This window comes from Arthrobacter sp. Y3221114 (assembly GCF_059092625.1).
On sequence record NZ_JBNHHW010000002.1, the window covers coordinates 518814 to 544739 of the forward strand.

Below are 25926 nucleotides of genomic sequence, written 5' to 3' on the forward strand. Positions count from 1 at the left end.
TGCTCAGCCCCGTCTCACTTCAAGGGGGGGTTTTTTACCCCCGATAATCTCAGTTATCCGCACAATCGGCGGGCAGGGACGTTTTTAGGTTGTGAGGGGCATAAACGGGGATCGAACGCTGGATTTTGGGGTAACTGGCTCTTGGAAGAACCGTTAATCAAGAACCCAAACTGCGCGAGCGCTGATCAACCGCTGACAACCGCGCAACGAGCAGCCAGGCCGACTATTATCACTCTGGTATGCCCGGGAGTGCCGGCTTGGCCACTGCCCTAGATTGGGAGTTACCGGAACGACGATTGCCCCTGACAAGCAGCGGCAGGGTCATCCCGGCCAGAAGCTTCACCTGCGGCGAAGTCTCCTGCCATAACTTTTTGCCCAGCGTAATCCTGAGCCGTGCCGCGCGGATCTCCTTGCGCAGTTCAGAGGCAACCTGTTCCCTGCTAGTCGGGCCGTAATTCCTGCGATAAGTCGCAGTATGCCCCTCCCGTCCAACCGAACGATCGGCGGCAACTTCATCCCGGGCCAGACGCTTCACTGTCATGCAGGTTTGACGGCCCGGATCCTCGTCCGGGCGACCTTGGCCGTGCTGCCAGGATTTCGCGAGGCAGCGGTCAAAGACCTGCTCCTCGTTCGTCGGGCCGTCCGTTCTACATTGAGTCACTTCGTCGGCGCGCGCGGGGCCGACGTCGAGACGCATCGACACAGTGCGCGGCATCATCGAACGAGGCAAACCCTACACATTCCGGCACCGCGCCGTGGAGGCTTACCTCACGCGTACTGGCCGGACATCAGCTGTTTTAGTCGGTCAAAGATCTGCTCAGGGAGCGAGCTGAATACGATCGAACCGATAAGCACCGAGAAGAAACCGACGGATGGACGCCGGTCGTTGGCTGATGCTCACGCCCGTTAACAAGGGCAAGAGGGAACTAGGCACTCAGTTCGTGGCTGCGCCGAGTCCGCAAGGGCTACCCCCTACAGATAAGTGAGGCTCAGACAATTCGCCGAGGGTGCTTCCACGACCATGTTTAGGCGGCAGTTGGCACTTTGTCGGTGTGCACTTAGTCACAGCTAGCCACAGCATTTGTGCGGTAAAATTGCGTCGTTTAACCTCATTTTCGAGCGTACGTAGCAGGCGCCTGGCCTGCTCAGCGCAAAAAGGGAGTCCTCAGCGCAGCGCTAGGGTTGCCCCCATGAGTCACCGCCATCAACCGGACGCCGCCAACGACGCCATGCAAGCCCTGAATCACGCGAAAAGGGGCAGTGCAACTCCTACAGTCGACTGGGCATTTCCTGCTGGAGCGCGAGGCTTCAAAGCGCGACGACCAGGGCGATGCTGCCTCTGCGGTGCTGCAATCGTCGTCGGAGACTTGATCTGGCCAAACGTGGTCGGAGGTTACGCCTGCAACCGCTGTAAGTCTTCGACCAAGCCCACTTGGGGCGGCGTTCTCCGGAAGGCACTTAATCGGCTGCGCGAGAAAAGGCACATCGCTCTCGTTAAAGACGATCTCGCGGCCATCGCGGAAACCATCGATCAGCTCGGTACCCTCACCGCCGTACGAAGAGGAGACCAGAGCGAGTGGCGTGCGCATAGGAGCACCAGTCTTTATGGTGAAGATCTGACCGCCGCTGCGCAGGCCGATGAGCCGGCTCAGACCTTTGGCCTGGTTCTTGACGCTCTCGAATACCGTTTCAGCCCGAACTTCAGAACGAACATGTTTCTTCGCCTCGCCAGGTTCATCGAAGACCCTGAATCAACGGACGGCTACTGGACCGAACTCTTCCGCCAGCGACGCATGAGGCCTGCGGTGACCGTCCTTCACCTTCCGGACCCAGATTGGGGCTGGGAGCCGCCCTATGACAACGTCCTCGACCTCGTTATGAGGCAACGAGGCTGGCACGCCCGGGAAAGCGAAGAACTGGGCAGCTACTCCTTCGATTGTTGGATGTTCGGTCCGCTCAGCAGTATCCGGAACCTTCCCCATCCAAGGTCATGTGAGCTGGAAAGTGCACTCACATACATTCAGTGCACGGGCGACGGCACTTACGAGCTTTGGTGGCCCGATGGACGGGAGCAAACCTTTGTGTCACGTCAGAGTTTGCTGCGAGTGCTGCACGTGATCGAGGAACGCTCTTGGGTACCCACGGATCAGGATTTGCGTTTGATCGGCGGTGCGCCGGGCCGCTGCACTCCGGTGTCATAAGTTCCGGTTCTTGTGATCCTGCGGGCCGTTTATGGGCGTTGACCGTGGCCGTACAACCGCGATACGACTCCGCACGACCCAAGTCATGCACAGGCTTCCGTCCTGATTTGGTCGCGCAGGCCGGTGCGAGCGGAATGGGTCCGACGAACCTGGTCTCAGCCTGAGAACAGCCAGCTTCGCCGACGACGGGGTTCACGATCCCGATGGCCTCGGGCTCATCACCATAGTGGACAACGGCCTGACCGAGAACGAACCGGGCACACCGACAGCACGCGTCTACGGCTGCACTGCGCCTGACAACTCAGTGGTTCGACAGCGCTGAGCGCTGCCACGGCCACCTTGGGAAGTACCGCCGATTGATTTCCATCGGCGGTACCGTTCCTGCAGACCGCCGACCCCGGTAAAACTCCTAGTCAGAGCGCGATTGCCGCTGCTCGGAGGGCGGTTTACGGAGGGCGGCCGTACCGGCTAATGTACCGCCGGAAAAACGGCAAATTCACGCTCTGACAAGGGCAAACACCCAAAAGTACCGTATGTACCACCTCGTAGACGAAAACCCTATGCGCATGCGCGCATGTGTGTACTTTCTGAAATCACGTGGTACATACGGTACTTTTCTCTCTCTGTTTGTTGATTTTTAGGGGTAAAGCGGCCAATTGTGCGTACCGCGGATGGAAATCCGGCCGAAAATCCGCGGTACACTGCACCCGCCCTGAGCAACCCCCAAATTGCCCACCTGACTAGGGCAAACGCCCCGACGAGCAAAAAATGCTGCCCGGAAATCGGCGGTACATTCCGCGGTACATTTGCCCGTTTTGCACCCCTTCGAGCCTAAAAACCGCCCAAAAACCATCGAAATCGCACCCAGAAGGAGGTCCGGACATGCTGGGCACCGGCCACAAATGCGCCACCGCCATCGACGAGCTCGTCAAGCTGAGCACCGACCAACCGGCCTCGCTGGGTGACCTCGACGCCCTGAGCGCCGCCTGCGAATGCATTGACGAGCTGTTCGTCTGTACGGACGAGCTCCGAGCCGGCCCCAGAATCGCCTCCTTGTGGGACGCCGTCGCCGCGACGATCAACCCTCTGCGAATCCTACTAGCAAGTCCTGACGTTCTAGGAACCTTCGCCAGGCGCCTCGCCTGGAGCTTCCTTCCGGTCGAATTTCTCCACGCCCTATAGGACCACTGGATAACCGAGCAGTTCCCCAACGATGTCGGGTTCTAGAAGAAGGCTTCAGCCGGCGCCTGAAGAGCGCCGCTGCCAAATCGGGCGACTGGTTCCCCGACCGTGCCCGCCCCGGCACGCGGATGAAAGCTGCCGAGGCGCTGGGAGGCAGACAACAACGAAAGTGGCGAAGCTCGAACCCTTGGCTGGCAAGCAAATAGGGTCGGAGCTACGAAAACACTTAGAAGTGCGTCCCGAAAGCGGCGGGAGGGGCGACCCGGTTGCTCCCCGGCTCAAGCCCGAGGGATGCAGTTCGGGCGCTGGCCTAAAGACTGACCATAGGTCACTGAGGCCTGACGCACGGTGCGCGGGCGGCAAAAATGTACCTGCACGTACCTACAGGGGTGCAGGTACGCTCGAAATGGATAAAACCGCAGGTCAGACGCCGTTTTCGCGGTTTGCGGGGAAAAGGCCCAAAAGGCCAAATTTGTCTCTGACCTGCGGAAACAGTGAATGTACCTGGTGTACCCGCTCTGGGCGAACCCCTTATACGTGAGAGCACGTAGGGCGGGATGCCATATACGTGGGCTTTCTATCCTCTTATTTATAAGAAGTAGTAGTTACAGCAGGTACATGGGCCCTGGCAGCCTGCAAGATCGTAGATATTCCACGGATCGCGTGTACCTGGTGGTGTACCTGGAGGGGTGGTTCAGCAGGTACGCGAGCAGGTACACAGCGGCCCATACTCGAAGAGCAGCACATTCTGTCCCAGGTAAATTGAACTGCTTCATCTTGGAGAAGCTCGCAAGGCAACGCACGAATTCAGATCTATGAGCTGCCCACCCTTCCCGCATCTTCGTCCAACTGCCATAGCCCTTCGACGGGATCAGCAGGGCGTTCGTCTGAAGAGCCATCCGCCCGACGTTCCTAAGCCGAAATCATTCAGGTCTGATTTTCAAAAATCATTTCGCGATGCCTTTCGCTGCGAGTAATCAGCTGACGGCATTCCGGCCGGGGTCACTGGAGCCGCTCTCAGGCGGAGAGCATCGGAGCCTCTTATGGCGAAGTCAATCGACGGAGGCCGCGGGCGAGCGAAGCGGAGGAGCGGCACCGTCGGAGGCACCCGAGAACGCCCCCGATGGGGCGTTGGAGGGCAAGGAGCGAAGCGACGCAGTAAGGGGCCCAAGGAGCGCCAGCGACGAGGGTGAGGAAGCCTGGAGGACGGAGCGAAGCGAGTGTCGGCCGGGTGACCGAAAGCGCGTCGGCTGAGCCGACGCCGAGCAAGATTCCGACGAGCGAAGCGAGGATGGAAACGCAGCCCGGCGCCACGCCCCCTTATGCCCTTTTCCTTTTTCCCCCGCATTCGGAGCTCTAGCGGAGAATCGGGGTCAAATTTCCCGTCGCATCAGCGGAAAAAGATGATTCGGCCCCTCTGTCAACAACGCCGAAACCCTTGTGAACAACATAAGGCGTTGTTGACAGTGGCATCACTTTCCGTTGGAAAGACGGGGTTTGGCTGTCAACACGGTTTTGAACGCAGTGACGCCGTGTTGACAGGCATCGAGCGCAGCGACGGAGCGTGTGTTGACACTTCTGTCACCATGCTCATTGAACCCCGCCGCGGACGCGGGCACGCGGCTGCCTTCGCCTCATATCAGTGCAGGCCGGAGCCTCGCGGAGGCCTCTCGGTGCCGCGAAAAAGGGTTGGTTCCATCCCACCTGGCACCACCGCCGAAACCGTAGGTTCCGTCGAGTGTAGTGGTACAAGTGGCATCCTTTTCCGTTGGAAAGACGGGGTTTCGTTGGTACCAAGGTTTGAGGGGAAGTGACGCCTAGGTACCAACGATGGAGCGAAGCGATACAGGGGGTGGTAGAGCTTGCGGTACCGGCCTCTCTTTTCGACCCCGTCGCGGACGCGCGAACGCGGCCGCTTTTGCCTCCCAACGGCGCAGGATCGAGGATTACGGAGACCGTGGATGAGTGCTGTTCCCTCGCCGGCCTGATCACGAAGGAGCATACGACACCGCCAGACACAGCGCGGTAATCGAGCTACCAACCGACGCCCCGGTCACGGGCGCGAGTGGGGCTCCGATGAGAGGTGTGGCCGGCGGCTCCCAGGTCGTGATCTTCGAATGCTCGTCACAGTGCGAGGTGGAGGCGGCGCAGAGCTTAACGCCACGGAGGATGTACCAGCAATGGAGTCGACGGGTAGGAAAACGAAGCCAAAGACCATGAGATGGACAGAAGACGGCCCCTTCCCGGACCGGTCACGGTCAACGCGGAGAGCCCAATTCTCCGAAGGCCGGAAAGTGACCATCATCTGGCCGAAAGACGGTCACATCATGGCCCTCTTTCAGACTCACATAGAGCATGATCTTCTGTGCCCAGATAGTGACCACGAGCTGGCCCTAGACAGTCCAATTTCCGGCCGAACGTGGGTAAATTGTGGCCAATTCCTGGCCGGAAAGCGGTCACATTGACGTGATCCGCTGTGCTCCGTTCGCCTCATCTGGTTGGCCCCAATTGGGCACCTTCGGATGCCCTCACTCACCCTTCTCGATCGTCCGCCGAAGCACTCCTTATTCCCTAACATAGAACATCTAACGCGAGGGAACCACGCCCACGACGCCCACGAAAGTCCTGTGGTCGACAGCGTAGACGGCAACGATCTCATGCAGTGGCTCATGGCTGAGGAACGGTCGACAGAAATGCTGTGTGGGTACTCTTTAGCGGCGGTGACAATCATCAGGCTGCATTCCCGGTAGGTCGCCGGGAGAGCGCATTAGATCCTCGTCCGAGGGCGATTTAGCGAATCGGCTAAAGTCAGGCTCCCGGGCCACGTCGGGCCATTGTGGTACGTTCATATCAGCCCGAATGAATGAAGGGTCAGAATCACACAGCCGACCGGCTGTGTGATCTCTACGAGTGGACGCGCGCCGCCGGTGCACGGCCGCCAGGGTAGCCGGTAATAGGCTCGGCGGACTCGGTCCCTCGGAAGTGTCGATACTTTCGAGGAGCAACCATGACCACTTCAGTTCTCCCAATCAGCGCGCCCCCGATCATCGCGACGCCACCCGGTGGGTTGCCGAGCATCGCTGCCGCCGCATATCTTGGCGTCGCGCGCAAAACGCTCTCCAATTGGCGCGCGCTTGGCGAAGGCCCGCCCTATGTCCGGCTCGGTAAGTCCGGGGCCCGGATCGTCTACCGGGTGTCGGACCTAGACCAGTATCTCGCCGAGCGCGTGATCGGCGTTGAGCGATGAGCGCCGGCGGCGAGAACACAGGCCGGTTACCTCGCGCTGGCCGGCAACGCTCAGCCACAACCCGCCTTGACGTGGGTCACCACTCCATCGACCGAGCGACGCCGCGTGAGCGCGAGGGTGTGTGGTTGCTCGACTGGTCCATCCGGCTCCACGATGGGCGTTTGTTGTCCAAGCGCTCTCAAGGTGCGACCAAAGGCCAGGTCCGGCAGCGCGCCAAGATTACTGCCAAGGAGTTGCTCGCCACCGGCGGGGGCACCTGGAAGACAACTTCTCCTCTGAACGAGTACATCGATCAGGTATCCCGACCCGCCATCGAGAAGGCTCAACTGCGTCCCAACAGTCGTGCGAGGTACCTCCTCGCGCTGGGCCAGCTCGTTGGCGAGTGCAGCACACACTCTCACTCCGATTCTCTGAGCAGGCACTCGATCGCCTCCGGCACACGCTTCCGAGCCTTGGAGGCATGCCTCCAGGAAATTGCCGAGTTGCATGGCTCGGAGAGCGCCCGGCAGGCCCGATCCGTCCTTTCCAAGTACGTCCTGCAGCAGCTAAACCGCGACGAGGTGATCAACGGCAACCCGTTGTCAGGGATGTCGATAGATCTGACGAGTTCGAAGCAGGTCAGTAGCAAGCGAGGCGGTCAGGCACTGACGAAGGATCAGTACGCCGCAGTCCTCGATTACCTCCTGGCGCTCGATCCAGCCGAGGGCCAAACCAAGGCGAGGCGAGGACGCTGGTCGCTCGCGGACCGTATCGCCAAACGCCGCAATGCCGTTGAGCTCACCCTGTTGCAAGCGACCACAGGTCTACGCGTATCGGAAGCCAATTCGCTAACCTGGCAGCACATCAACACCGACGACGACACGCTCCACGTGACCGTGACGAAGTCCGTCTCCAAGACCCATAGGCCTCGCCGTGTGCCCGTCCTGGACACTCGGGTCGCAGAGCGCCTACTGGCACGGCAGAACGCAGCAGTAGACGATTCGGCGCACGTCATTGGTGCGCCGACAGACCAGATGATTGCTTGGGACCGCGACAACTGCCAGAAGGCAACCACGCCGCTCTATATCGAGCTGGGCGAGTCGCTCAATATCGAGCTTCTGAAGACTGCCCGGACTCACGTCTGGCGCGCGACCCTGAACTCCCTCCTGCTCAATCAGGTGCCTGAGGTGGTCCGGGCGGCCTTCTTTGGACACGACACGGCGGTGAACCGGACTGCGTACACCGACCTCGCCGACACATCCAGCATGGTCAATGCAGCCCGGAGGCTACGGGAGGTCTGAGTTACGCGACGCGCAGGCCATGGTCGACGACGGTTTGGTCGCCAAGGTGTCGCGTCCCGACGTCGCTCTGGGCTGCATGCACTCGCCCGGGAGGCTCGATGCCGTACCTCTCGGTGGACCCGGTGGTACTGGCGGCCTCGATCGTGCTGCGGCTGCAGAAGACGACGCGGGCGGCCCCGCAGGGACACCGTCCTGGAAACTACTCAAGGATGCCTGTCAGCTCCTCATCCGGGCCGAACCGCCGGAAATCGGCACCGCTGAGCTGATGCTGGTCCTGCTGGTGGCAGTGGCACTCCCGGTGCCGAAAACCACCTGAAAGTTCTTCGGGCTGGTGGTCGTGGCCTGCAAGGAGCGCGGGCTGCTTCCGTCCGCCAACTACAACCGCGTCCACGTGGCCCCGCCGCTGAACATCTCCACCCCAGCCGGTCTGACCATCCTGGTGGGAGCGCCGGAACTGGCGGGCGCGCACGTTCAGGGCTGAGGGGCGCCGCCGACGCGAGAAGACCCGGCCGAGCGGAGCCCCTGTGCCGGACATACCCGACCCCCGGAGCTGCCACGAAGCTGCGCGCCTACCCGCCCTGGTTCGCCTTTCGCTCGCGTTCCTCGTAGGCCTCGTCGCCGGGGCCGGCGAACGCCTGGTTGCGCTCGATGGCGTCGATGGAGCCGGTGAACAGCTGAGAGTCGCCCGCGCCGGTCATCGCCGCGGCCGCGGGACGCCGGCGGCCAGCGACGGAGGTCTCGCCGCTATTCACCGGGCCGACGGCTTCCCACCGCTGCCGGGGCAGCGCCTGCGGGTATTCGCGCTGCAGGAAGGTAACCATAGATTCCCGCACGAGGCAGCGAAGGTCGAACAGTGTGCCGCTGTCCACGGCACTGACCAGGATGCGCACGCGGACCAGCGAGTTGACGGCGTCGGTGACCTGCAGGATGGCGGTGCGTCCGTCCCAGATCTCGGCCGACTCCACCACGGCCTTGAGGTGCTCGCGCAGCTCGTCCAGGGGAACCCGCCAGTCTACGTCCAGCTCCACCGTTCCCAGCAGGGCTGCGGTCCGGCGGGTCCAGTTCTCGAAGGGCGTGCTGGTGAAGTAGGTGGAGGGCAGGATCAGCCGCCGGTCATCCCAAATGTGGACCACCACATAGGTCATCGTGATCTCCTCCACCGTGCCCCATTGGTTCTCGACCACCACGACGTCATCCACCCGGATGGCATCCGTGAAGGCCAGCTGCATGCCGGCAAAGACGTTGGTCAGGGAGCTCTGCACCGCGAGGCCGGCGACCACGGACAGGACGCCGGCGGAGGCCAGGATACCGGCACCAAGGGCTCGGACCTGGGGAATGGTCAACAGCACGCACGCGACCGCGATCGTCACGATCAGCGCCACTGCCACACGGCGCCCCAGGATCACCTGCGTCTTGAGCCGGCGCAGCCGGCGGTTGTCCTTGGTGTCCGTGCGGTACTTGGCCAGAATGGCCGCCTCAATGACCAGGAGTACGACGACAGCGAACCAGGCCAGCGCAGCTATGAGCACCATGATCAGGACGAAGTCAACGGCGGTGAACCACGGCTCATCGGCGGAGGTAATACGCAGGCCCACCCGGATTCCGATGACAGCCAGCGCCACCCGGAAGGGGCTGCGCCCACGGGCCGAGACATCCCGGATGTTCGGCACACGCCGGAACAGCTGGTTCACTGCAACCCGCAGGAGCGCGGTGATCACCAGTGCTGCGGCAACGGCGATCAGCACTACTGTCGCCGGCTGGATCAGGTAGAGATAATCATCCATATTTCCGATGGTGCAGACCCGGCGCGGAGCCTGTCCAGTCGGGCTGCGCGACGCCCCGGACAGATACTGGTGCTCGAATGCTTGGAGTTTCCTGCCCAGGACCCGGAGAAATTCGTTACCGGCGAGTTCAAATTGTCCAGCTCATACCCCGGGCAACTACAACGGCCGACGACGGCGGCCGCAGACCTTCCCTAGGAAAGGCCCCCCGCCGTCGTGCTTGAATGCCAAGATTTCTTGCCGCTATCGGTGACGCTTCTCACCAAATTCGTTGTTGGTGGTGAGAAGGAGGTGGCGGTATTGGCCTTTGAAGTAGAGCAGGGGTGGCCGGGGTGCCAATCTGGGGTGCTCATTTCAATGACTTGTCCGTTGACGATGTAGTGGTCTCCGGCTTCGTATTCGGCGTAGATGCCCATGACCGCACTGCTGCTCTTCGGCGGCGCGGCACCCAGCATCAGGCCGGGCCGGCGCCGGTGTCGCGGACGGCTCTGCTACCGCCCGCGCCGTCGTCGTTCGTCGCATGGTCCCGGGACTCATCCATGGCCGTCGGCGCACCATCGTCGGAATGTGCCGTGTCATCGGCGGAGGGACTCGCCGGCGTGAATGAGATGTCGCGCACGTACCGGAGCACGACGATGCCGACCGCCGTGACCGGCGCAGCCAAGAGGGCGCCCGTGATACCGAACAAGGTGCCAGCCACGGTCACCGACGACAGCACGACGGCCGGATGGATATGGAGCGCGCGCCCCACCAGCATCGGCTGGAGAATATTGCTCTCCAATTGCTGGACCAGCAGCACAATGCCGAGCACGATGAGCGCCGTCGTCCAGCCGCCGGAGAGGAGAGCCACAAAGGCAGCCAGCGCGCCGCTTGCGATGGCTCCGAGGATCGGGATGAAGGCCGAAAAGAAAATCAGCACCGATAGCGGCAGTGCCAACGGAACGTCCAGGATCCAGAGCCCCAGTCCGATGAACACCGCATCTACGAAGGCAACGGCAGCCTGAGCCAGAATGTACCCCGATAACGTCTGCCATGCCTTCACCGAGACCGCCTTGATATGCGCATATGCACGGGCATTGCTCCAGTGCGCGACCCACGGCAGGAATTTGTCTCCGTCCTTGAGGCTGAAGAAGACGAAGACGACGACCAGCAAAAGGATGATGATCCACGATGTGATCGTTCCCACACCGCTATAGATCCCGGAGGTAATGCCGGAAAGGATGGCCGAGAAGTTCTCCCGCACCTGCTGCAGTCCGGTGTCAATCAACCCGTTTAGATCCACGTTCTGCAGATTGAACGGAGGACCCGTGAAGAAGGCACTGATCTGGGTCAGCGTTTGCCGGGCCTGCTCCACCAGCCCGGAGGTCTCCGACAGCAGGGATGGAATCATCCACCGTATGATGCCGTAGATTACCGCGAACAGGGCCACGATGATCACCAGCGCCGCCAGTGCGTTAGGCAGCGCTTTCCGCAGCAACCGGTTGACAGGCCACAGGATACTGCTCAGCAGCAGCGCCAGCAGGATGGGAAAAACCACGGTCCACAAGTAGCCGGCAATATTCCAAAGAACTGCTGCTCCAAGAATGAGGACGATTCCCCCGGCCACCCATTTGACGGTCCCGACGAATATTCTGGCGAATTCCCCTGGTCCTCCCTGCCGGCCTAAGGCTTGGCCGCCCTCGGCTTCGCTCTGCTGGTCGCGGTTTGCTTGCGGCGCCCGGCGCCCACGGTCCTGAGAGGAATCCATACTCTTTATCCTGCCGGAACGCTCCGCTCCGTAGTAGTCATCCGGTGCGGGGCTATTGTGAGGCCGGCCCTGGCGAATGAACTGAGACACCACTACTGACGGCTAGCTGAAAGACAACGCCGCGGCTGCGAAAACAGATCCGGGCAGCGGTGTGCCCCGTCGTTCTTCAGCTCCGCGAGTACCGCGGTGTCCTAGGCGCATCGGAACCCGATGTGCGTGGTGGCCGAGGCCCGGCCCTGGGGCTGTCGGGCGGCCGGCCGATAACGCAGGCATTACTCGGGCGCGCAGAGGTGGGATCCGCCCTTGACCACAAAGACATCGCGGGGTGTTTGGGCCGATGTTCGGTCTGCCGGGATCGCCCGGCGTGCAGCACGAGGAGGCGGCGGCCTGCCGGGGGTAGCAGGAGCTTCACCAGTCGGCCGTCCGTTCCCATCGTTGCCAATCAGGTCCACGGTTTCGTAGGCGTTGGCCGGGTAGGCGCCGACCGGGGAGGTCGCCGGCCAGCCGTCCTCGGCAAGGACCGGAGCCTCCTCTGCCGTTACCGGTTGGCGATAACAGATGCCTCGGCGAAGTATTCGGCATCGACCATGACGGCGTAACGCTCGGCTTCAAGGGACTTGACCGACTTGAAGTCCCGGCGACCGCCGGTGCTCCAGTGCCCGATAAAACCGAAAACAGCTCCCCACGCGGCCGCAATAAGTACACTGCCCAGCAGCACGCTAAGCCAGACAATGCCGGGGATGAAGAGTCCGAACAGCAGGCCTATGAGCAGGCCGAACCAGGCGCCGCCGGCGGCGCCGGCCAAAGCTGCCTTCCCCTTGGTCATCCGACCGGTGACCTGTTCCACGCTGCTGATCCCCAGACCAACGATGCGTACGTGTTCGACCGGGAACTTCTCATCCGAGAGCCGGTCCACCATGCGCTGCGCCTGTACATAGTCGCTGAACTCGGCCAGCACAGCAGAAGCGCCAGGCACGGATGTCCGGGATTGGTGTTGGAATAATTCGCTGGTCATGTTCTTACCTCCGGTGGTTCTTACGTTTGCGGATGGTCCCAGCCTACCCGGGATAGTTCGGTTAGGCGAACCGAACCGATTTTGCTAGGGTGGCTCCATGCCCGATTCCTCTAAAAACAATGAGACCGGCGGTGAACAGCCCACACCGGGGGTTCAGGTCCGCCACGGCTTCGCCTTGCTGCTCCAATGGGCCAGCAGGAAAAAGACCCGCCGCTACGTCTTCGGCCCCGAAGCCGAGGACCTCTCGCCCACCGACACGGCACTGCTGGAATACCTGACCAGGAGCGGCCCGATGCGGCTTTCCGACCTGGCCGCGCAGTGGGGAGTGAACAAATCCACCATGACCCCGCAAATCCGCCGCCTCGAAGCCAGGGAACTGATCGACCGCCGACCGGACCCCGCCGACCGGCGGGCAACCCTCCTAGAGACATCCGCCGCCGGGATTCAACTGCAACAGCAGATCGGCGCCGCCGGCGCGGCAGCGTTCGATGAAATACTCTCCAGCTGGTCACCGGAAGACAGGGAAATCCTCGGTGCCATGCTGGTCCGCTTCGCCAACGAACTCTCCGCCGCCACGCCCCGGCTCTTCCAAAGCACCGCGGCAGCCCCCGACGACATTTCTCCAGTCCACAGCCCGGAAAGAACCCCCGACCCCTGAACAACCCCCGGCCCGAGATCTCCGCGACGTCTTCGACTCGCGACGGGGCAGCGCTCTCCCCCATTCGTTGCCTTGCAATGGGAGATTCCTTTCCACGAAAAAGGGCTCGGGGACCTGCCACCCGACGTGCTGGCGGCTGGGCACTCCGGGGCTGGCCGCTGCCCCGTTTCGGTGCCACGTCGCGGCGCCGTATTGCCACCGCGTGTCTCGTGCTCCCGAACTGCTGTCGTCGCCGGAGGGCATCTGCGTGCTTGTCCGCCCCGAACCGCTCCCATGAAACTTTGTGAAGGAATGACTGAATGAGTGAAAGCAACGAAATACGAGAAAGTGTGACGTCCAGCGGCGCGCTCAGGCGGCACACCCCCCTGATCGCGGCCGAAGCCCTTTTCGCGCTCTCGGCACTCAGCGCGCTCATCCGCGGCGAGTCCATGTCAGCCGTCATCCCCGTCGCACTGCTGCTGGCCTCGTTCCCGGTTCTGCTGGTGGAGCGGTGGGCGCGCGTTGAGATCCCCGCACGGCTACAGGGGCTGTACGCCGTGCTGCTGCTCGGCGGCCCGTACCTGGGAAGCCAACTGGGTTTCTACGCCATATGGACACCGTGGGACACGGTTGTGCACTTCTACTCCGGATTCGTCGTCGCGCTCGCGATCGTTTTTGCCCTGGGCAAAACCGGCCGCCGCTACGGGTTCTCGATGCCACCCTGGCTCGCGGCGGCGATGATCGTCGCGTGCAGCGGTTTCGTCGCCCTGCTGTGGGAGATCGCGGAGTTCGCCTCCGATGCCGTGCTCGGCACCGCCGCCCAGATCACCAACTTCGACACCATGACGGACCTGATCGCCGGAACCGCGTCGGCGATCATCGTGGCAGCCACGCTGTTCCTCGTTCAGCACAAGGGATGGCTCCCCTCCGGCGAGGTCCTGACGCAGGGCCCGCCACCTCGGCAGGTACCCGATGCGCACACCCCGGCCGCGGTGCATCCTCGGAGTGCTCCGGTGACCGAAGGCGCCACGCGATAAGACCCGAATCGCCGGGCCAATGTGGCTCGCAGTGACTGGGTGCGCCAGAATATCCGAGGGGCGGATTTCCTCACGGAGCCGCCGTAGGGCGTGGAGCCAGCGTCATGACGGCGAATGGCAAGGTAGCTGTAACTCCGGTCTAGACTCCGTTCTAGCTGCGGGATTCGGCGGTATGACTCCGGGCCACCAAACGCTCTGGTGCGCCGATAAATAGGCCTTGACGTGGGGAAATTTCGCTCGTTTCCGGCGTGTTCGAATGGAACAGCTCATACCCCGGGCAACTACAACGACCGACGACGGTGGCCGCACACCTGCCGTAAAACAGGCGCCCGGCCGCCGTCGTGCTTGAATCACAGGTTTTCCTTGGAGCATGCGGTGACGCCCCTCACCAAATTTGTCGTTTGGAAACTGGGGGGTCTACAGTCAGAGCTGCCGCAGGGTGGAGCAGTTCGGCAGCTCGCCGGGTTCACAACCCGGAGGTCGTAGGTTCAAATCCTACCCCCGCAACTACTAGTGGGACCCTTGCCTGTTTCAGGCTGGGGTCCCACTTTTTTGGCATGATCCCCCCGCCGGGGCGCACCTCGGAGCAGTCCGGCAGCGCCCGACTACCGAGCCGAGGGCAACACGGGCAGCAGCCCTGGCCCGCCGGTACCGGCGCCGGGAGCCGCTGGCCAGGAGCACCGCATGGCGGAGCCGCGCCGCGGGTTTGTCCCGGAAAGCGGCGTCCAGGCGGGGGCGGGGAGACGGAGTCGGGGACCGGAAAAATTGCTCCCCCGCAGGTGGGCACGGACAGGCTTGGGAGGTCTACGCTGTTCACCGCCACGGTTTTTTGGGCGACGTGCCGCTGACGAGAGCGGCAGGCGCCGCCCGCGAGAGAAGGAGAATCCGATGGCTAACGCCGAAGACGACAGCATCTCGAACAATGAGGCGCTGAAGCCACTCGTCGAACGCAGTCGCTTCGGCGTGGCGGAACGGCGCAAACCCGCCGACGCCGATTCCGAGGCCAAGCGCCCGCCCATATCCAGCACGGAACTGAGCAAGGGGCCCGCCGAACTCACCGAGAACCGCGGCCCCCGGGTCAACTGGCGGGTCTTCATCATCTCGTCGGCGATCGTCCTGGCCTTCTCCATCTGGGCCATCGTCGCCCCGGGCAACGCGGCCGGCACGATGCACACCATGGTCGGCTGGATCGCCACCAATCTGGGCTGGTTCTACGTCCTGACCGTCACCCTGGTCATTCTTTTCGTCCTGTGGGTGGCCCTCTCCAAGGAAGGCAGCGTCAGGCTCGGCCCCGACCATTCACGCCCCCAGTACAACCTGTTCACTTGGGTCGCCATGCTCTTCGCCGCCGGCGTGGGCATCGACATGCTCTTCTACTCCGTCACCGGCCCGATCACGCAATACATAAACCCTCCCACCGCCGCACCCGAATCGGCGGAAGCCGCGCAGGACGCCGTCGTCTGGACCATGTTCCACTACGGCGTGGCCGGCTGGTCGATGTATGCCCTTCTCGGCATGGCGATGGGGTATTTCGCGTACCGCTGGGGTATGCCGCTGTCCATCAGGGCCGCGCTCTACCCGCTGCTGGGTAAGCGGGTGCGCGGCGCGACCGGCGACGTGATCGACATTTTCGCCTTGGTGGGCACCGTCTTCGGCGTAGCCACGTCGATGGGCATCGGCGTCGTCCTGCTCAACGTCGGCTTCAGCTGGTTGTTCGGCCTGCCGGAGGGGCTGGCCCTGCAGATTGCCCTCGTGCTCGTCGCCGTCGTCATGACTGTAGCGGCCTGTACTTCCGGCGTGGACAAGGGGATCCGGTGGATTTCCGAACTGAACCTCTGGGCTGCCGGAGCGATGATGCTCTACATCCTGGTCACGGGCAAGACCTCGTTCCTGCTGAACGCGATGGTCGAGAACATCGGCCGCTTCATCTTCTCCCTGCCGGAGCGCACCCTGCAGACCCTGGCCTACGAGGAGGACGGTTCGGCGTGGATGGCCGGCTGGACCCTCTTCTTCTGGGCCTTCTGGCTGGCCTGGGGCCCGTTCGTCGGCCTTTTCCTGGCGCGGATCTCGCGCGGCCGGACCCTGCGGGAATTCGTCATCGCGGCCATCACTGCTCCGGTCCTCTGCGACTTCTTCATCGTCTCGATCTTCGGCAACAGCGCCATGAGCGAGGTGCTCGCCGGGAATACCGAATTCGCGCAGGAGGCCATCAACAGCCCGGAGCACGGGTGGTATGCGCTGCTGGAGATGTTCCCGGGCGCGCCGTTCCTGATTGGTCTGGCCACCCTCTCGGGCCTGCTGTTCTACCTCACCAGCGCCAATTCCGGTGCGATGGTGATGTCGAACTTCTCCTCCATGATTCCCGATCCGGCGATGGATGGGGCCAAGTGGCTGCGCATCTTTTGGGCCCTGGTCACGGCGTTCCTCACGGTGGCCATGCTGGTGGCCGGCGGCGTGACGACCATGGAATACGCCACTCTGATCTTCGCGTTGCCGGTGACCGTCATCGCGTATCTGGTGATGGCTTCCTTCTCGAAGGTGCTGAGGATGGAACGGGCCGAGCGCGAGGGGCAGGTGCTGCGACGGCGCACTGCTGCCGCCCACGGCGGGCAGGTACCGGAGAAGACCTGGCGGCAACGCCTGGCGCGGCTGCGGTCCTACCCGTCGAACAAGGCCGTGGCACAGTTCGCCGAGCGGGTCGTGCAGCCGGCGCTGCAGGACGTCGCCAAGGAATTCACCGAGCTCGGCTACGAGGCGGAGATGACGACGACGCCGAACCCGAAGACCGGCATCGACGAGCACACCCTCATGGTGTACATGGAGGACCACCGCAACTTCCATTACCAGGTGGCCGCGGTCGAGGCCCCTGTGCCGACATTCGGCGGCCGCAGCATGCCCCGCGAGATCGACACGTACTATCGGCTCGAGGTGTTCACCCAGACCGGCAGCGAGGGCTATGACCTCATGGGTTTGACCCAGCAACAGGTCATCAACGATGTCCTCGACCGGTACGAGGCACACCTGGCGTTCCTCAAGTACTCCAGCGAACACGCCTACGCCTCGGTGCTCACCCCCGTGGTCCCGCCGACGACGGAGTCGATTCCGCATGTGCCCAAGAAGGCCGACGACGTCGAGAGGCTCGACGAGTCCTAAAACCGCGGGACGGCGTCTCGGCGGGCTGACTGTTCCGAGACGCCCCGGCCGAGCCGCCGGCCCCGTTCCGATACAGTCGTTCCATGGGCACCGACGACATTTCCTTCCATACCCGCAAGTGGGTTCGCCCCGAAGATCTCAACGCCAACGGCACCCTTTTTGGTGGCAGCTTGCTGCGGTGGATCGACGAACAGGCGGCCATCTACGCCATCGTCCAACTGGGCAACGGCAAGGCAGTGACCAAGTACATGTCGGAGATCAACTTCGTCAGCTCGGCCCGCCAGGGTGATCTAATCGAGATGGGCCTGAAAGCCACGCATTTCGGCCGGACGTCCCTGACCATGCGGGCGGAGGTGCGGAACATGTTCACCCGCCAGTCGATCCTGACCATCGACAAGATCGTGTTCGTGAACCTGGGCGAGGACGGCAAGCCCGCACCGCACGGCTACACCGAGATCACCTACAGCCGCGACAGGGTCCCCCGGCAACATCTGGATCCCTCGGCGGTCCCGGACTAGCGGGCAGGCCTTCCGCTGGCGGCGACGAGGGGTCTGAAACCGGCGGCGGGCCGGATCCGAGGACCGGCCCGCCGCCGTCGTTGTTTGTGAGAAGTTACTCCGTCGCCGCCAACTGGCCGCAGGCGCCGTCGATCTCCTTGCCGCGGGTGTCGCGCAGCGTGGTGGGGACGCCGGCGTCGTTAAGCCGGGCCACGAACTCGCGGGTGACGTCCGGGTCGGACGAGGTCCAGATGGAACCCGGGGTGGGGTTCAGCGGGATGGGGTTGACGTGCACCCAGCCGCGGCCGCGCTTGTTAAGCTTCTTGGCCAGGAGGTCGGCCCGCCACGCGTGGTCGTTCATGTCCTTGATCAGCGCGTACTCGATGGAGACGCGCCGGCCGGTGCGCTGGTAGTAGCCGTAGGCGGCGTCGAGCGCCTCGTCGACCTTCCATCGGGAGTTCACCGGGATCAGCTCGTCGCGCAGCTCGTCGTCCGGGGCGTGCAGGCTGAGCGCGAACGTGAAGGGGAGGTTTTCATCCGCCAGTTTGTTGATCGCCGGCACCAGGCCCACGGTGGAGACAGTGATGCCGCGGGCGCTCATGCCCAGGCCCTCGGGCGCCTCGTCCACCATGCGGTGCACGGCATTCATCACGCGCTTGTAGTTGGCCAGCGGCTCGCCCATGCCCATGAAGACGATGTTGGTGACGCGACCCGCGTCGTGGCCGGCGTCCTTGCGCTTGCCGCCGAGGCCGCCCTCGGCGATGACCCGGTTCGCCTGGACGATCTGGTCCAGAATCTCCGCGGTGGACATGTTGCGGGTCAGGCCGGCCTGGCCGGTGGCGCAGAACGGGCAGTTCATGCCGCAGCCGCACTGGCTGGAAACGCAGAGCGTGACTCGGCCCGGGTAGCGCATCAGCACTGATTCGACCAGCGAGCCGTCGAAGAGCCGCCACAGGAACTTGATCGTGTCGCCGTTGTCCGTGGTCAGGCGCTTGACCTCGGTGAGGAGGGTGGGGAAAAACGCCTCCGCCAGTTCCGCGCGCCGCTCCTTGGGCAGGTCGCTCATGCGCTCGGGGTCGGTGGTGTAGTGCTGGAAGTAATGCGTGGACAGCTGCTTGGCGCGGAACGCCGGCAGTCCCAGCTCCTTCATCTTTTCCTGCCGCTCGGCCAGCGTCATGTCGGCAAGGTGGACCGGCGGCTGCGTGACCCGCGGGGACTTGAACTGCAGCAGCGGCCGGCCCTCGCTGGTGACGGCCTGGTTCCAGCCCTCGGCGGCGGGACGCACCTGGGGCCGGTCGGAAGTTTTTTGGGGGGAAGAAATCTGCGAAGACATTGCCACCCATTGTCTCACAGGCACGATATAGTTCTCCCTTCGCCGCCGCCGGCTGCCCGGACCGCCGCTGCAGCCGGCTGCGGTGGTCGCTGCCCCAACCGCCGCGGTGTGCTTATTCTGGTCCAATGCGGATATGGAGCCTGCACCCCCGGCTGCTCGACCGCAGGGGCCTGGTGGCCTGCTGGCGGGAGGCCTTGCTGGCGCAGAAGGTTCTCGCGGGCGAAACCAAGGGCTACCGCAACCACCCGCAGCTGCAGCGTTTCCGTGCCGCGGAGGATCCGATGGCAGCCATCGGCGCTTATCTGGAGGGGCTGGCAGCCGAGGCGGCGGCCCGCGGATATGGCTTTAACACCGGCCTGATCCGGTGCCCGGGAACCTCGGCCGCCGGCGCTGCCGCACGGGAACGGCAGCCCCTCCTGCCGGTCCATTCGGAACAGCTCAGCTTCGAACTGAGGCATTTGATCGCCAAGATCACGGTCCGGGATCCGGACCACGCCGTGGTCCTGAACCGTGGGCTGGAGCAGCAAAGCCCCGGCTGGGTCCCCGACCCGCATCCGCTGTTCACCATGGTCGAGGGACCGGTGGAGGATTGGGAACGGCCGGCGTGACCGCTTTCGGCTCGCCGGCGTAACCCGTTCCGCGCCAGCGTGGGCTGTCCGGCGGCTAGCGGCTCCTTGAGAGCGCCTGGGCCCAAGCGTGAGCGGCCCGCGACCTAAGCGTTCCGGCCGTGGCTCTCCTGGAAGCGGACAATGCGCTCGATGGCCGAGGCCACGGCGTCCGCGCCGGCGGCAAAGGACAGCCGGACGGAGCGGGTGCCGTGGACGGCGTCGAAGTCGGCGCCGGGGACCAGGGCCACGCCCTCTTCCTCCAACAGCGCCCGGCAGTAGTCGGCCGAATCGGCGAAGCCGTTCAGCTGTTGTCCGAGGTCGGCGTACAGGTAGAAGGCCCCGTCTGCCGGTGCCGCATTCCCCCACCGGAGCCGGCCCAGGTTCTGCAGCAACACGGCACGTACCTCGGCGAAGGCGGCCACCGCCGCATCCGCCTCCGTGTAGGAGTCCGCGCTGAACGCCGCCAGTGCCGCCAGTTGGGCCGGCGCCGGCGGGCACAGCGCCACGTTTCCGGCGAGCGCCTCGAAGGCCGGCGCCAGATCGCCGGGCATCAGCGCCCAGCCGAGCCGCCACCCCGTCATTCCCCAGTACTTGGAGAAGGAAGAGACAACGACGCCGGTGCGGTCCAGTTCCCAGGCGCAGGTTCCGCGCGAATCCGGTTCCGTGGGATCGGCCGGATACGTGATGCCGTGGTAGATTTCGTCGCTGATGAGGCGGACCCCATGCCCAGCGCACCAGGCCGTGAGCGCGGCGAGCTCGCTCCGCGACACCATGGTGCCGGTGGGGTTGGCCGGCGATGCCAGCACGAGGCCAGCCAACGGCCCGTGATCCGACTCCGCTGCGGCCAGCAGTTCCGGCGTCGGCTGGTAGCGGACCTCGGGACCGCAGTCGATCTCCACTACCTCGCAACCGAGCGCCCGCAGAATGTTCCGGTAGGCCGGATAGCCGGGCCGTGCCAGCGCCACGCGGTCCCCCGGGTTGAAGGCGCTCAGGAACGCCAGCACGAAGGCTCCGGATGAACCCGTGGTCACGGCCACTTCTTCCGGGGCCACGTCCAGCCCGTACCAGCGTCCGTAATGACCGGCAATCGCTGTCCGCAACTCCTGGACGCCCAGCGCGCTGGTGTAGGTCAGCGGCTGGCCGGAGGCATGGATCTCGGCGGCCCTCGCGGACACTGCACGCGGGGCGCCGCCCGACGGTTCCCCCGCGCACAACGAAATAACGTCCCGGCCGGCAGCGCGCATCTGCGCCACCCGGTCCAGGATGCTCATCACTTGGAACGGCGGAACCTGGGCACGGCCGGCCACCTGCAGTTCGTTCACGATCCCGGAATCAGCCGGCGGTCTTGGCGATGTACACGTCGCAGGCCGCCTTGTGGGTGACCGAACTGGCCACGCTGCCGAGCACCCGGCCGAGCCCCTGCATGCCCACGTTCCCGACCACGATCAGGCGGGCGTTGACGCGTTCCGCCTCTTCCACCAACGCGTCCTGGGGCTTGCCGAGCACCGCCGTGAAACTGGTCCGCAGGCCCTCCGCACCCAGTTCCGCTGCGACGTCCCTGGCTACCTTTTCGGCCCTTTCGGACTCGTGGATGTACCACTTGTCGTTTCCGATCGCCACTACTTCCGTCGCATCGGATTCGTGGGCCGTGACTACCCGGAGCTCGGCACCCATTGATGCGGCGAGTTTCGCTGCGGTGCGCGCCGCCTTCATGGCGGTTTCGCTGCCGTCGACTCCTACGATGATGATTCCGGCCATCGGGCCACCCCTTCGAGCACGTCGTCTGGCGGCCACGTGGGCCGTTTCACACCAACTTACCCGCCCCGGGCCCGACCGGCCGGGAGCGCCGCCCGCCGTCGGCGTCAGTCCACGAACTCCGACTGGGTCTCGATGAACTCCCAATCTTCTTCCGGCAGCGTGGCCTCCTTCAGGTCGGGCCCGCCGGCCTCATAGACCGCCGCCGCCGCATCTGCGTCCACCACGTCGGCCCGCAGGTTCTCCCGGAACCACTGCTTATGCCCGGTCGAAAGCTTCAGCCACCACTGTTCAATCCGCAATTCCGCCATCTCGCGCCTCCTTCGCCTCGCCGCTACTACTTCCACCGTAGGTCTGCGGTTTCCCGCGGACAAGGGAGGCCCGCCCGCAAAGACCCCGGCCGTGGCGGCAAAACTACCTCTGCCGATAGCTCTTGGCTCGTACCGGCCGCAGTGCCACAGTGGACCTCGTCCACACTCCCGTTGCGCCCCGCCGGCCGGCGGGCCCCTCCTGGAAGGATCAGCCAATGGACCGCATGGTTTTCATCAACTTGCCCGTCAGCGACCTTAAAAAGGCCACCGATTTCTACACCGGGCTGGGTTACACGCTGAACCCGGACTTCTCCTCCCCCGATGCGTCCTCGGTGGTCATTTCCGACACGATCGTGGTGATGCTGCTGACGCAGGAGCATTTCGGCAAGTTCCTCCGCGACGGCGGTATCCCGCATCTGGGCTCGAACGCCAAGGAAGTGCTGGTGGCCCTCAGCGCGGACTCCACCGAGGAGGTCGACCAGTTCCTGGCCAAGGCCGAGGCCGGCGGCGGTGCTGTCTACCGGCCCGCCGAGGCCGAGATGCCGGGCATGTACGGGGCCGCCATCACCGATCCGGACGGACACGTCTGGGAGATCATGCACATGTCACAGGAGGCGATGCAGGCAGTCGCGGAGCAGAACGCTGCGGCGGGCAACCCCGCGGAGGCCCAGTAGCTTCAGCGCGGATCGGGTTTCCCTGCCGAACCAAGCCACATTCATGGAAAGCCTCAATCCACCGCGGGGAGGCGTCGTGTGCCCCGGGTTAGATGCGCTGTGTGCCCCGAATTATCGACCGGCCGGTTCCGGGTTCACTGGCCTGCAATTATTGCCCGCGCACCTATGGGTCTGCCCGAAGTTCTGGCACAGTGAGGAGAAGCAGCCGGCGCCGGCAGCGGGGCCGGGAGCCGAACGACGCGGAGGGCCGCCATGACTGCCTCAACAACGGGCACTACCCGTCCGACCGTCCTGTTCGTGGGCGTCCGGGATGCCGGCCGCTCACAGATGGCCGCGGCCTATCTCTCCCAGCTCGCCGAGGGCGGCATCGAGGCCCGCTCGGCCGGCACCCGGCCCGGAGGACGGCTCGACGCCGCCGTCGTGGAGGTTATGGCAGAAGAAGGCATCGACCTGTCCGCGGTGCGGCCCACGGCGGTCACCCACGAGTCGGTCAACAAGGCGCAGATGGTGGTCACCCTGGGTTCCGGCGACGAATGCCCCGTGGTCCCGGGCCGGCGCTACGAAGACTGGGAAGTCGATGACCCCGCCGGCCGGGACGCCGCCGGCGTCCGTGCGGTCCGTGACGACATCAAGCACCGGGTGCAGCAATTGCTGTCCGAGTTGCAGCCCGCGCTGCACCCGGACGCGCAGTGAGCCCTCGCGAGGGGCGCCACGGGCGGGATGCGGGAGCTGCCCGTGGCCGGAATCAGGTTCCCGACGCTCCGGTGGTCGCCTCCGCATACGAGGCCGAGACCCGGTGATAGACCGGAGTCAGGAAGGCCAGCAGTGCGGCGACGATCATGATGATCCCGGCGACCAGGAACACCAGGGCGATGCCCCGGGACGTCCCCTCGCCCAGGAGCGGTGCCAGCTGGGCCGAGCCCTCAACCGACCGGGCATATGGAATGATCCAGACTTGCGCGATCGGTGCGATGAGGAACGCGGTGATCGGCGCAGCCGCGGACTCGAGCGCCATGGCGAATCCGAACACCCGACCCTGCCGTTGAAGGGGAACCACCTGCTGGATGACCGTCTGCTCGGCGGCCTCCACCACAGGCACCAGGACCAGATACAGCCAGATCCCTGCGACGTACAGCCAAGCCCACTCGCGCAGCGTGAACACCGCACCGAGGGCCCCCATCACGATCACCGCGATGAGCATGGTGCGCAACGGATTGCGCCCAAGTCCGAACTTGCCGATCATCGCCCCGCCGACGATGAATCCCGTGGAACCGAGCGCAAGGTACGCGCCCCACAGCTCCACGGGGAACAGTTCCAGGCCATAGGGATCCATGAGCGCCATGTAGACCCCGCCGATGAAGTTGTTGAAGGTGGAGAACAGGATCAGCGCGAACAGTCCGGCAATGGCCAGCACGGCGGCCATGGAACCGCGCAGGTCGAAGCTGCCGTGCGCGTCCGTGGCGGCCGCGCGCACTTCCTCCGGCATGCGCAGGGTCAGCAGGTGCGCGAACGCCAGGGCTGTGAGCACCAAGGCGACGACGATCGTCGCGCCCATGCCCAGCAGCCCGACCGAGAGGCCGGAGAGCACCGAGGTGACGATGAACATGAGTCCCTGGACCATTCCCACCAGTCCGTTGGCGTTGGCCCGCCGGTCCGGCTCGATCAGGATAGTGACGGTGGTGGAGAGGGCAATGTTGCGCATGTTCTCCACCACCGCGCCGATCAGAATGATCAGGGAGAAGACCCAGAACCACGGCCGGGTGAGGTCCAGCAGCCAGGCTTGGGGGGTTAACAAAAACATGGCCCCGGACAGAAGGAACATCACCAAGGTGAAGGCGGCGGCGAAGCGCATCACGACCAGCTTGCGGTAGCGGTCCACAAAGGTGCCGAAGCTGATGCTGGAAAGCGCTATCAACAGCATGTACGCGCCGCCGATCACCCCGGTGGCGATCACGTTGCGGGTCTCCAGGTACACCCAAAACGTCAGCGCGAACCACAAGTAGCTGGTGGTGATGTTGGCCAAGGCCGTATTCACCAGGATCCCCATGAACGTGCGGTACCGCTGTGCAGGGCTGCGCAAGGTCGTGTCGACTGCGTCCGGGGTGACCAGGCTCTGACCTTCGCCGGACCCGCCCTGCACCGGGACAGCGGCCGCCCCCGGGGTGAGACCCGCAACCTCTTGTTGAGCCGGGGGCCCGGTCGGGCCCGGTTCCTGCTCGGTCATGCGTCCCAGTGTAGTGATCAGGCTTCGGCACGGACACAGTTTCGCCGATCGGGAATGCCTACAACTCTGTGCTGATCTTCGGCCGGCACGGGTGCCCTAACCGGCGTGCAAATCGCCGGAGACGGCGCCGCCCGTGCGGGGACGGCCTGCCGGCTCTCTGCCCGGCACGTGGCTGGTTAGCCGCAGGTGACGGTGACGCCGTCCACGAGGTGGTTGCCCGGGCCCAGGTCGCCACAGACTTCCATCATGTAGCCGATGCCGGCGATCGTGATGATCGTGAACAGAATCAACAGCACCGTTCCCACGGCGCCGATGATGATGCCGGCGAGCGCAAAGCCGTTCTTCGCATGCGCGCGCTTGGACTGCACCATGGCGATGATGCTGACGATCAGCCCGACCACCGTCAGCGGCCCGAGCAGGGACAGGACAAAACCGATGATCCCCATGGTCCTGCCGGGAACGGGTTGTCCGGGACCGGGCTGTCCCGGGTGGCCGTAAGGCGCGTTGGGTTGCTGGTATGTCTGGCCAGCGCCCTGTTGCGGATAGGCGGGGTAGGTCCCCTGCGTGGACTGCGGCTGTTGGGAAGCCGTTGGCTCGGGATGCTCGCCGTAGCCGTTGGGAGTAGACATGAGGTTCCTCTCGTCGGTGCGTAAACGATTTATCGTTCCCCACGAACCCTAAGCCCGGCGGCCGCGGATCAGCCCCGGCTCACCAGCGTGTCGACCTGTTCCAGCAAGGCATCCATCTCGCCGTCGGCCAATTGGTATTGCTGCGCATCCGGCGAGAAGAAGGTTGCGCTGTAGTAGAGGCCGTCGCCGATCAGCTTCACGGCCTGGGCCACAGGCCGGCTGCCCAGCGCCTGCTCCAAGGCATCCAGCCACAGCTCCTGGATTCCGGCAAAGGTCCTGGCGGCGGAGGGGTGGCCCTGCTGGACCAGGCGCGCCACGGCCACGATCGCCCGATCCAGCGGCGAACCGACGAACTTGGACGTGCGCACGTAGTAGCGGGCCGCTCCTTCCGGGGCACTGAGGATCTGCTCCGCGTCTGCTGCAGTCAGTGCGGACAGCCGCTCGCACAGGGCCTCGACCATGGCCTCCTTGGACGGAAAGTGGTACAGCAGCCCGCCCTTGGACACCCCGGCCGCCGCCGCGACGGCATCCATGGTGGCGGCTCGTTCGCCCTCTTTGATCAGGATGTCCTCGAAGTTATCGAGGATCCGGTCTCTCGCACTGGCCATCCATCCA

At 64.3% G+C, this 25926-nt stretch carries 25 protein-coding genes and 1 tRNA gene; 14 read left to right on the forward strand and 12 right to left on the reverse strand.

What is annotated here, in order from left to right; all coding sequences use genetic code 11:
- Positions 1 to 229 precede the first annotated feature (229 nt).
- Complete coding sequence (locus AC5RV3_RS06535) at positions 230 to 718, reverse strand: hypothetical protein (protein ID WP_494121422.1); 489 nt, start codon at positions 716 to 718, stop codon at positions 230 to 232.
- Positions 719 to 1190: 472 nt separating this feature from the next.
- Here AC5RV3_RS06535 and AC5RV3_RS06540 point away from each other — a divergent pair, with 472 nt between their 5' ends.
- The 6 genes from AC5RV3_RS06540 (at position 1191) to AC5RV3_RS06565 (ending at position 8391) form a co-directional block, all read left to right on the forward strand.
- A complete protein-coding gene (locus AC5RV3_RS06540) occupies positions 1191 to 2201 on the forward strand; it encodes a hypothetical protein (protein ID WP_494121423.1) in 1011 nt (336 codons plus the stop codon).
- Positions 2202 to 3083: 882 nt separating this feature from the next.
- Positions 3084 to 3383, forward strand: a complete 300-nt coding sequence (locus AC5RV3_RS06545) for a hypothetical protein (protein WP_494121424.1) — start codon at positions 3084 to 3086, stop codon at positions 3381 to 3383.
- Between the two features lie 3007 nt (positions 3384 to 6390).
- Positions 6391 to 6630, forward strand: coding sequence for a helix-turn-helix transcriptional regulator (locus AC5RV3_RS06550; protein WP_494121425.1), 240 nt, complete (start codon positions 6391 to 6393; stop codon positions 6628 to 6630).
- A gap of 125 nt (positions 6631 to 6755) precedes the next feature.
- A complete protein-coding gene (locus AC5RV3_RS06555; protein WP_494121426.1) occupies positions 6756 to 7910 on the forward strand; it encodes a tyrosine-type recombinase/integrase in 1155 nt (384 codons plus the stop codon).
- Between the two features lie 19 nt (positions 7911 to 7929).
- Positions 7930 to 8226, forward strand: a complete 297-nt coding sequence (locus AC5RV3_RS06560; protein ID WP_494121427.1) for a hypothetical protein — start codon at positions 7930 to 7932, stop codon at positions 8224 to 8226.
- A 15-nt stretch (positions 8227 to 8241) separates the two neighbouring features.
- Complete coding sequence (locus AC5RV3_RS06565; protein ID WP_494121428.1) at positions 8242 to 8391, forward strand: hypothetical protein; 150 nt, start codon at positions 8242 to 8244, stop codon at positions 8389 to 8391.
- 88 nt (positions 8392 to 8479) lie between these two features.
- On the opposite strand, the gene AC5RV3_RS06570 is transcribed toward AC5RV3_RS06565, so the two are convergent.
- From AC5RV3_RS06570 to AC5RV3_RS06585, 4 genes are all read right to left on the reverse strand, one after another.
- The gene (locus AC5RV3_RS06570; RefSeq protein WP_494121429.1) at positions 8480 to 9694 is read right to left on the reverse strand and encodes a mechanosensitive ion channel family protein; all 1215 of its coding nucleotides are present in this window, start codon (positions 9692 to 9694) and stop codon (positions 8480 to 8482) included.
- Positions 9695 to 9885: 191 nt separating this feature from the next.
- Positions 9886 to 10107 carry a hypothetical protein gene (locus tag AC5RV3_RS06575; protein ID WP_494121430.1) on the reverse strand — a complete coding sequence of 74 codons (222 nt, stop codon included), beginning with the start codon at positions 10105 to 10107 and terminating at the stop codon, positions 9886 to 9888.
- A 38-nt stretch (positions 10108 to 10145) separates the two neighbouring features.
- A complete protein-coding gene (locus AC5RV3_RS06580) occupies positions 10146 to 11528 on the reverse strand; it encodes an AI-2E family transporter (RefSeq protein WP_494121431.1) in 1383 nt (460 codons plus the stop codon).
- Positions 11529 to 11976: 448 nt separating this feature from the next.
- Positions 11977 to 12453, reverse strand: coding sequence for a general stress protein (locus tag AC5RV3_RS06585; protein WP_494121432.1), 477 nt, complete (start codon positions 12451 to 12453; stop codon positions 11977 to 11979).
- A gap of 97 nt (positions 12454 to 12550) precedes the next feature.
- Here AC5RV3_RS06585 and AC5RV3_RS06590 point away from each other — a divergent pair, with 97 nt between their 5' ends.
- The 5 genes from AC5RV3_RS06590 to AC5RV3_RS06610 all read left to right on the forward strand — a co-directional run bounded on the left by AC5RV3_RS06590 (position 12551) and on the right by AC5RV3_RS06610 (position 17798).
- Entirely contained in the window at positions 12551 to 13111 is a 561-nt protein-coding gene (locus AC5RV3_RS06590) for a MarR family winged helix-turn-helix transcriptional regulator (protein WP_494121433.1), read from the forward strand.
- A 299-nt stretch (positions 13112 to 13410) separates the two neighbouring features.
- Complete coding sequence (locus AC5RV3_RS06595) at positions 13411 to 14127, forward strand: DUF2238 domain-containing protein (RefSeq protein WP_494121434.1); 717 nt, start codon at positions 13411 to 13413, stop codon at positions 14125 to 14127.
- Positions 14128 to 14560: 433 nt separating this feature from the next.
- Positions 14561 to 14634: transfer RNA gene (locus AC5RV3_RS06600), tRNA-Val, on the forward strand.
- Between the two features lie 381 nt (positions 14635 to 15015).
- On the forward strand, positions 15016 to 17280 hold the full coding sequence (gene betT / locus AC5RV3_RS06605; protein WP_494121435.1) for a choline BCCT transporter BetT: 2265 nt from the start codon (positions 15016 to 15018) through the stop codon (positions 17278 to 17280).
- An 83-nt stretch (positions 17281 to 17363) separates the two neighbouring features.
- Positions 17364 to 17798: an acyl-CoA thioesterase gene (locus AC5RV3_RS06610; protein ID WP_493989900.1), complete on the forward strand. Its 435-nt coding sequence runs from the start codon at positions 17364 to 17366 to the stop codon at positions 17796 to 17798.
- Between the two features lie 94 nt (positions 17799 to 17892).
- Here AC5RV3_RS06610 and rlmN read toward each other — a convergent pair whose 3' ends face one another.
- Positions 17893 to 19110, reverse strand: coding sequence for a dual-specificity RNA methyltransferase RlmN (rlmN, locus tag AC5RV3_RS06615; RefSeq protein ID WP_494121436.1), 1218 nt, complete (start codon positions 19108 to 19110; stop codon positions 17893 to 17895).
- 125 nt (positions 19111 to 19235) lie between these two features.
- Here rlmN and AC5RV3_RS06620 point away from each other — a divergent pair, with 125 nt between their 5' ends.
- Positions 19236 to 19718: a pyrimidine dimer DNA glycosylase/endonuclease V gene (locus AC5RV3_RS06620; RefSeq protein WP_494112312.1), complete on the forward strand. Its 483-nt coding sequence runs from the start codon at positions 19236 to 19238 to the stop codon at positions 19716 to 19718.
- Between the two features lie 104 nt (positions 19719 to 19822).
- Here the strand turns inward: AC5RV3_RS06620 and AC5RV3_RS06625 are convergent, their stop codons facing one another.
- From AC5RV3_RS06625 to AC5RV3_RS06635, 3 genes are all read right to left on the reverse strand, one after another.
- Positions 19823 to 20989, reverse strand: a complete 1167-nt coding sequence (locus AC5RV3_RS06625) for an aminotransferase class I/II-fold pyridoxal phosphate-dependent enzyme (RefSeq protein WP_494121514.1) — start codon at positions 20987 to 20989, stop codon at positions 19823 to 19825.
- Positions 20990 to 21050: 61 nt separating this feature from the next.
- A complete protein-coding gene (locus AC5RV3_RS06630) occupies positions 21051 to 21476 on the reverse strand; it encodes a universal stress protein (RefSeq protein ID WP_494112311.1) in 426 nt (141 codons plus the stop codon).
- A gap of 104 nt (positions 21477 to 21580) precedes the next feature.
- Positions 21581 to 21784, reverse strand: coding sequence for a hypothetical protein (locus AC5RV3_RS06635; protein WP_494112310.1), 204 nt, complete (start codon positions 21782 to 21784; stop codon positions 21581 to 21583).
- A 215-nt stretch (positions 21785 to 21999) separates the two neighbouring features.
- On the opposite strand from AC5RV3_RS06635, the gene AC5RV3_RS06640 reads away from it, so the two are divergent.
- Positions 22000 to 22458, forward strand: a complete 459-nt coding sequence (locus tag AC5RV3_RS06640) for a VOC family protein (protein WP_494121437.1) — start codon at positions 22000 to 22002, stop codon at positions 22456 to 22458.
- A 252-nt stretch (positions 22459 to 22710) separates the two neighbouring features.
- Positions 22711 to 23151 carry an arsenate-mycothiol transferase ArsC gene (locus AC5RV3_RS06645; RefSeq protein ID WP_494121438.1) on the forward strand — a complete coding sequence of 147 codons (441 nt, stop codon included), beginning with the start codon at positions 22711 to 22713 and terminating at the stop codon, positions 23149 to 23151.
- A gap of 52 nt (positions 23152 to 23203) precedes the next feature.
- On the opposite strand, the gene AC5RV3_RS06650 is transcribed toward AC5RV3_RS06645, so the two are convergent.
- The 3 genes from AC5RV3_RS06650 to AC5RV3_RS06660 form a co-directional block, all read right to left on the reverse strand.
- On the reverse strand, positions 23204 to 24505 hold the full coding sequence (locus AC5RV3_RS06650; RefSeq protein WP_494121515.1) for an MFS transporter: 1302 nt from the start codon (positions 24503 to 24505) through the stop codon (positions 23204 to 23206).
- Positions 24506 to 24858: 353 nt separating this feature from the next.
- Positions 24859 to 25311, reverse strand: coding sequence for a DUF4190 domain-containing protein (locus AC5RV3_RS06655; RefSeq protein ID WP_494121439.1), 453 nt, complete (start codon positions 25309 to 25311; stop codon positions 24859 to 24861).
- 68 nt (positions 25312 to 25379) lie between these two features.
- Positions 25380 to 25919 (reverse strand): TetR/AcrR family transcriptional regulator, encoded by a 540-nt coding sequence (locus AC5RV3_RS06660; RefSeq protein ID WP_494112306.1) that lies wholly within the window; start codon positions 25917 to 25919, stop codon positions 25380 to 25382.
- Positions 25920 to 25926 lie beyond the last annotated feature (7 nt).

Coding starts and splice junctions, on each gene's coding strand:
- AC5RV3_RS06535 (WP_494121422.1), bottom strand. CDS start 718: ATGATGCCGCGCACTGTGTCGATGCGTCTCGACGTCGGCCCCGCGCGC.
- AC5RV3_RS06540 (WP_494121423.1), top strand. CDS start 1,191: ATGAGTCACCGCCATCAACCGGACGCCGCCAACGACGCCATGCAAGCC.
- AC5RV3_RS06545 (WP_494121424.1), top strand. CDS start 3,084: ATGCTGGGCACCGGCCACAAATGCGCCACCGCCATCGACGAGCTCGTC.
- AC5RV3_RS06550 (WP_494121425.1), top strand. CDS start 6,391: ATGACCACTTCAGTTCTCCCAATCAGCGCGCCCCCGATCATCGCGACG.
- AC5RV3_RS06560 (WP_494121427.1), top strand. CDS start 7,930: ATGGTCGACGACGGTTTGGTCGCCAAGGTGTCGCGTCCCGACGTCGCT.
- AC5RV3_RS06570 (WP_494121429.1), bottom strand. CDS start 9,694: ATGGATGATTATCTCTACCTGATCCAGCCGGCGACAGTAGTGCTGATC.
- AC5RV3_RS06575 (WP_494121430.1), bottom strand. CDS start 10,107: ATGGGCATCTACGCCGAATACGAAGCCGGAGACCACTACATCGTCAAC.
- AC5RV3_RS06585 (WP_494121432.1), bottom strand. CDS start 12,453: ATGACCAGCGAATTATTCCAACACCAATCCCGGACATCCGTGCCTGGC.
- AC5RV3_RS06590 (WP_494121433.1), top strand. CDS start 12,551: ATGCCCGATTCCTCTAAAAACAATGAGACCGGCGGTGAACAGCCCACA.
- AC5RV3_RS06595 (WP_494121434.1), top strand. CDS start 13,411: ATGAGTGAAAGCAACGAAATACGAGAAAGTGTGACGTCCAGCGGCGCG.
- betT (WP_494121435.1), top strand. CDS start 15,016: ATGGCTAACGCCGAAGACGACAGCATCTCGAACAATGAGGCGCTGAAG.
- AC5RV3_RS06610 (WP_493989900.1), top strand. CDS start 17,364: ATGGGCACCGACGACATTTCCTTCCATACCCGCAAGTGGGTTCGCCCC.
- rlmN (WP_494121436.1), bottom strand. CDS start 19,110: ATGTCTTCGCAGATTTCTTCCCCCCAAAAAACTTCCGACCGGCCCCAG.
- AC5RV3_RS06620 (WP_494112312.1), top strand. CDS start 19,236: ATGCGGATATGGAGCCTGCACCCCCGGCTGCTCGACCGCAGGGGCCTG.
- AC5RV3_RS06625 (WP_494121514.1), bottom strand. CDS start 20,989: ATGAGCATCCTGGACCGGGTGGCGCAGATGCGCGCTGCCGGCCGGGAC.
- AC5RV3_RS06630 (WP_494112311.1), bottom strand. CDS start 21,476: ATGGCCGGAATCATCATCGTAGGAGTCGACGGCAGCGAAACCGCCATG.
- AC5RV3_RS06635 (WP_494112310.1), bottom strand. CDS start 21,784: ATGGCGGAATTGCGGATTGAACAGTGGTGGCTGAAGCTTTCGACCGGG.
- AC5RV3_RS06640 (WP_494121437.1), top strand. CDS start 22,000: ATGGACCGCATGGTTTTCATCAACTTGCCCGTCAGCGACCTTAAAAAG.
- AC5RV3_RS06645 (WP_494121438.1), top strand. CDS start 22,711: ATGACTGCCTCAACAACGGGCACTACCCGTCCGACCGTCCTGTTCGTG.
- AC5RV3_RS06650 (WP_494121515.1), bottom strand. CDS start 24,505: ATGGGGATCCTGGTGAATACGGCCTTGGCCAACATCACCACCAGCTAC.
- AC5RV3_RS06655 (WP_494121439.1), bottom strand. CDS start 25,311: ATGTCTACTCCCAACGGCTACGGCGAGCATCCCGAGCCAACGGCTTCC.
- AC5RV3_RS06660 (WP_494112306.1), bottom strand. CDS start 25,919: ATGGCCAGTGCGAGAGACCGGATCCTCGATAACTTCGAGGACATCCTG.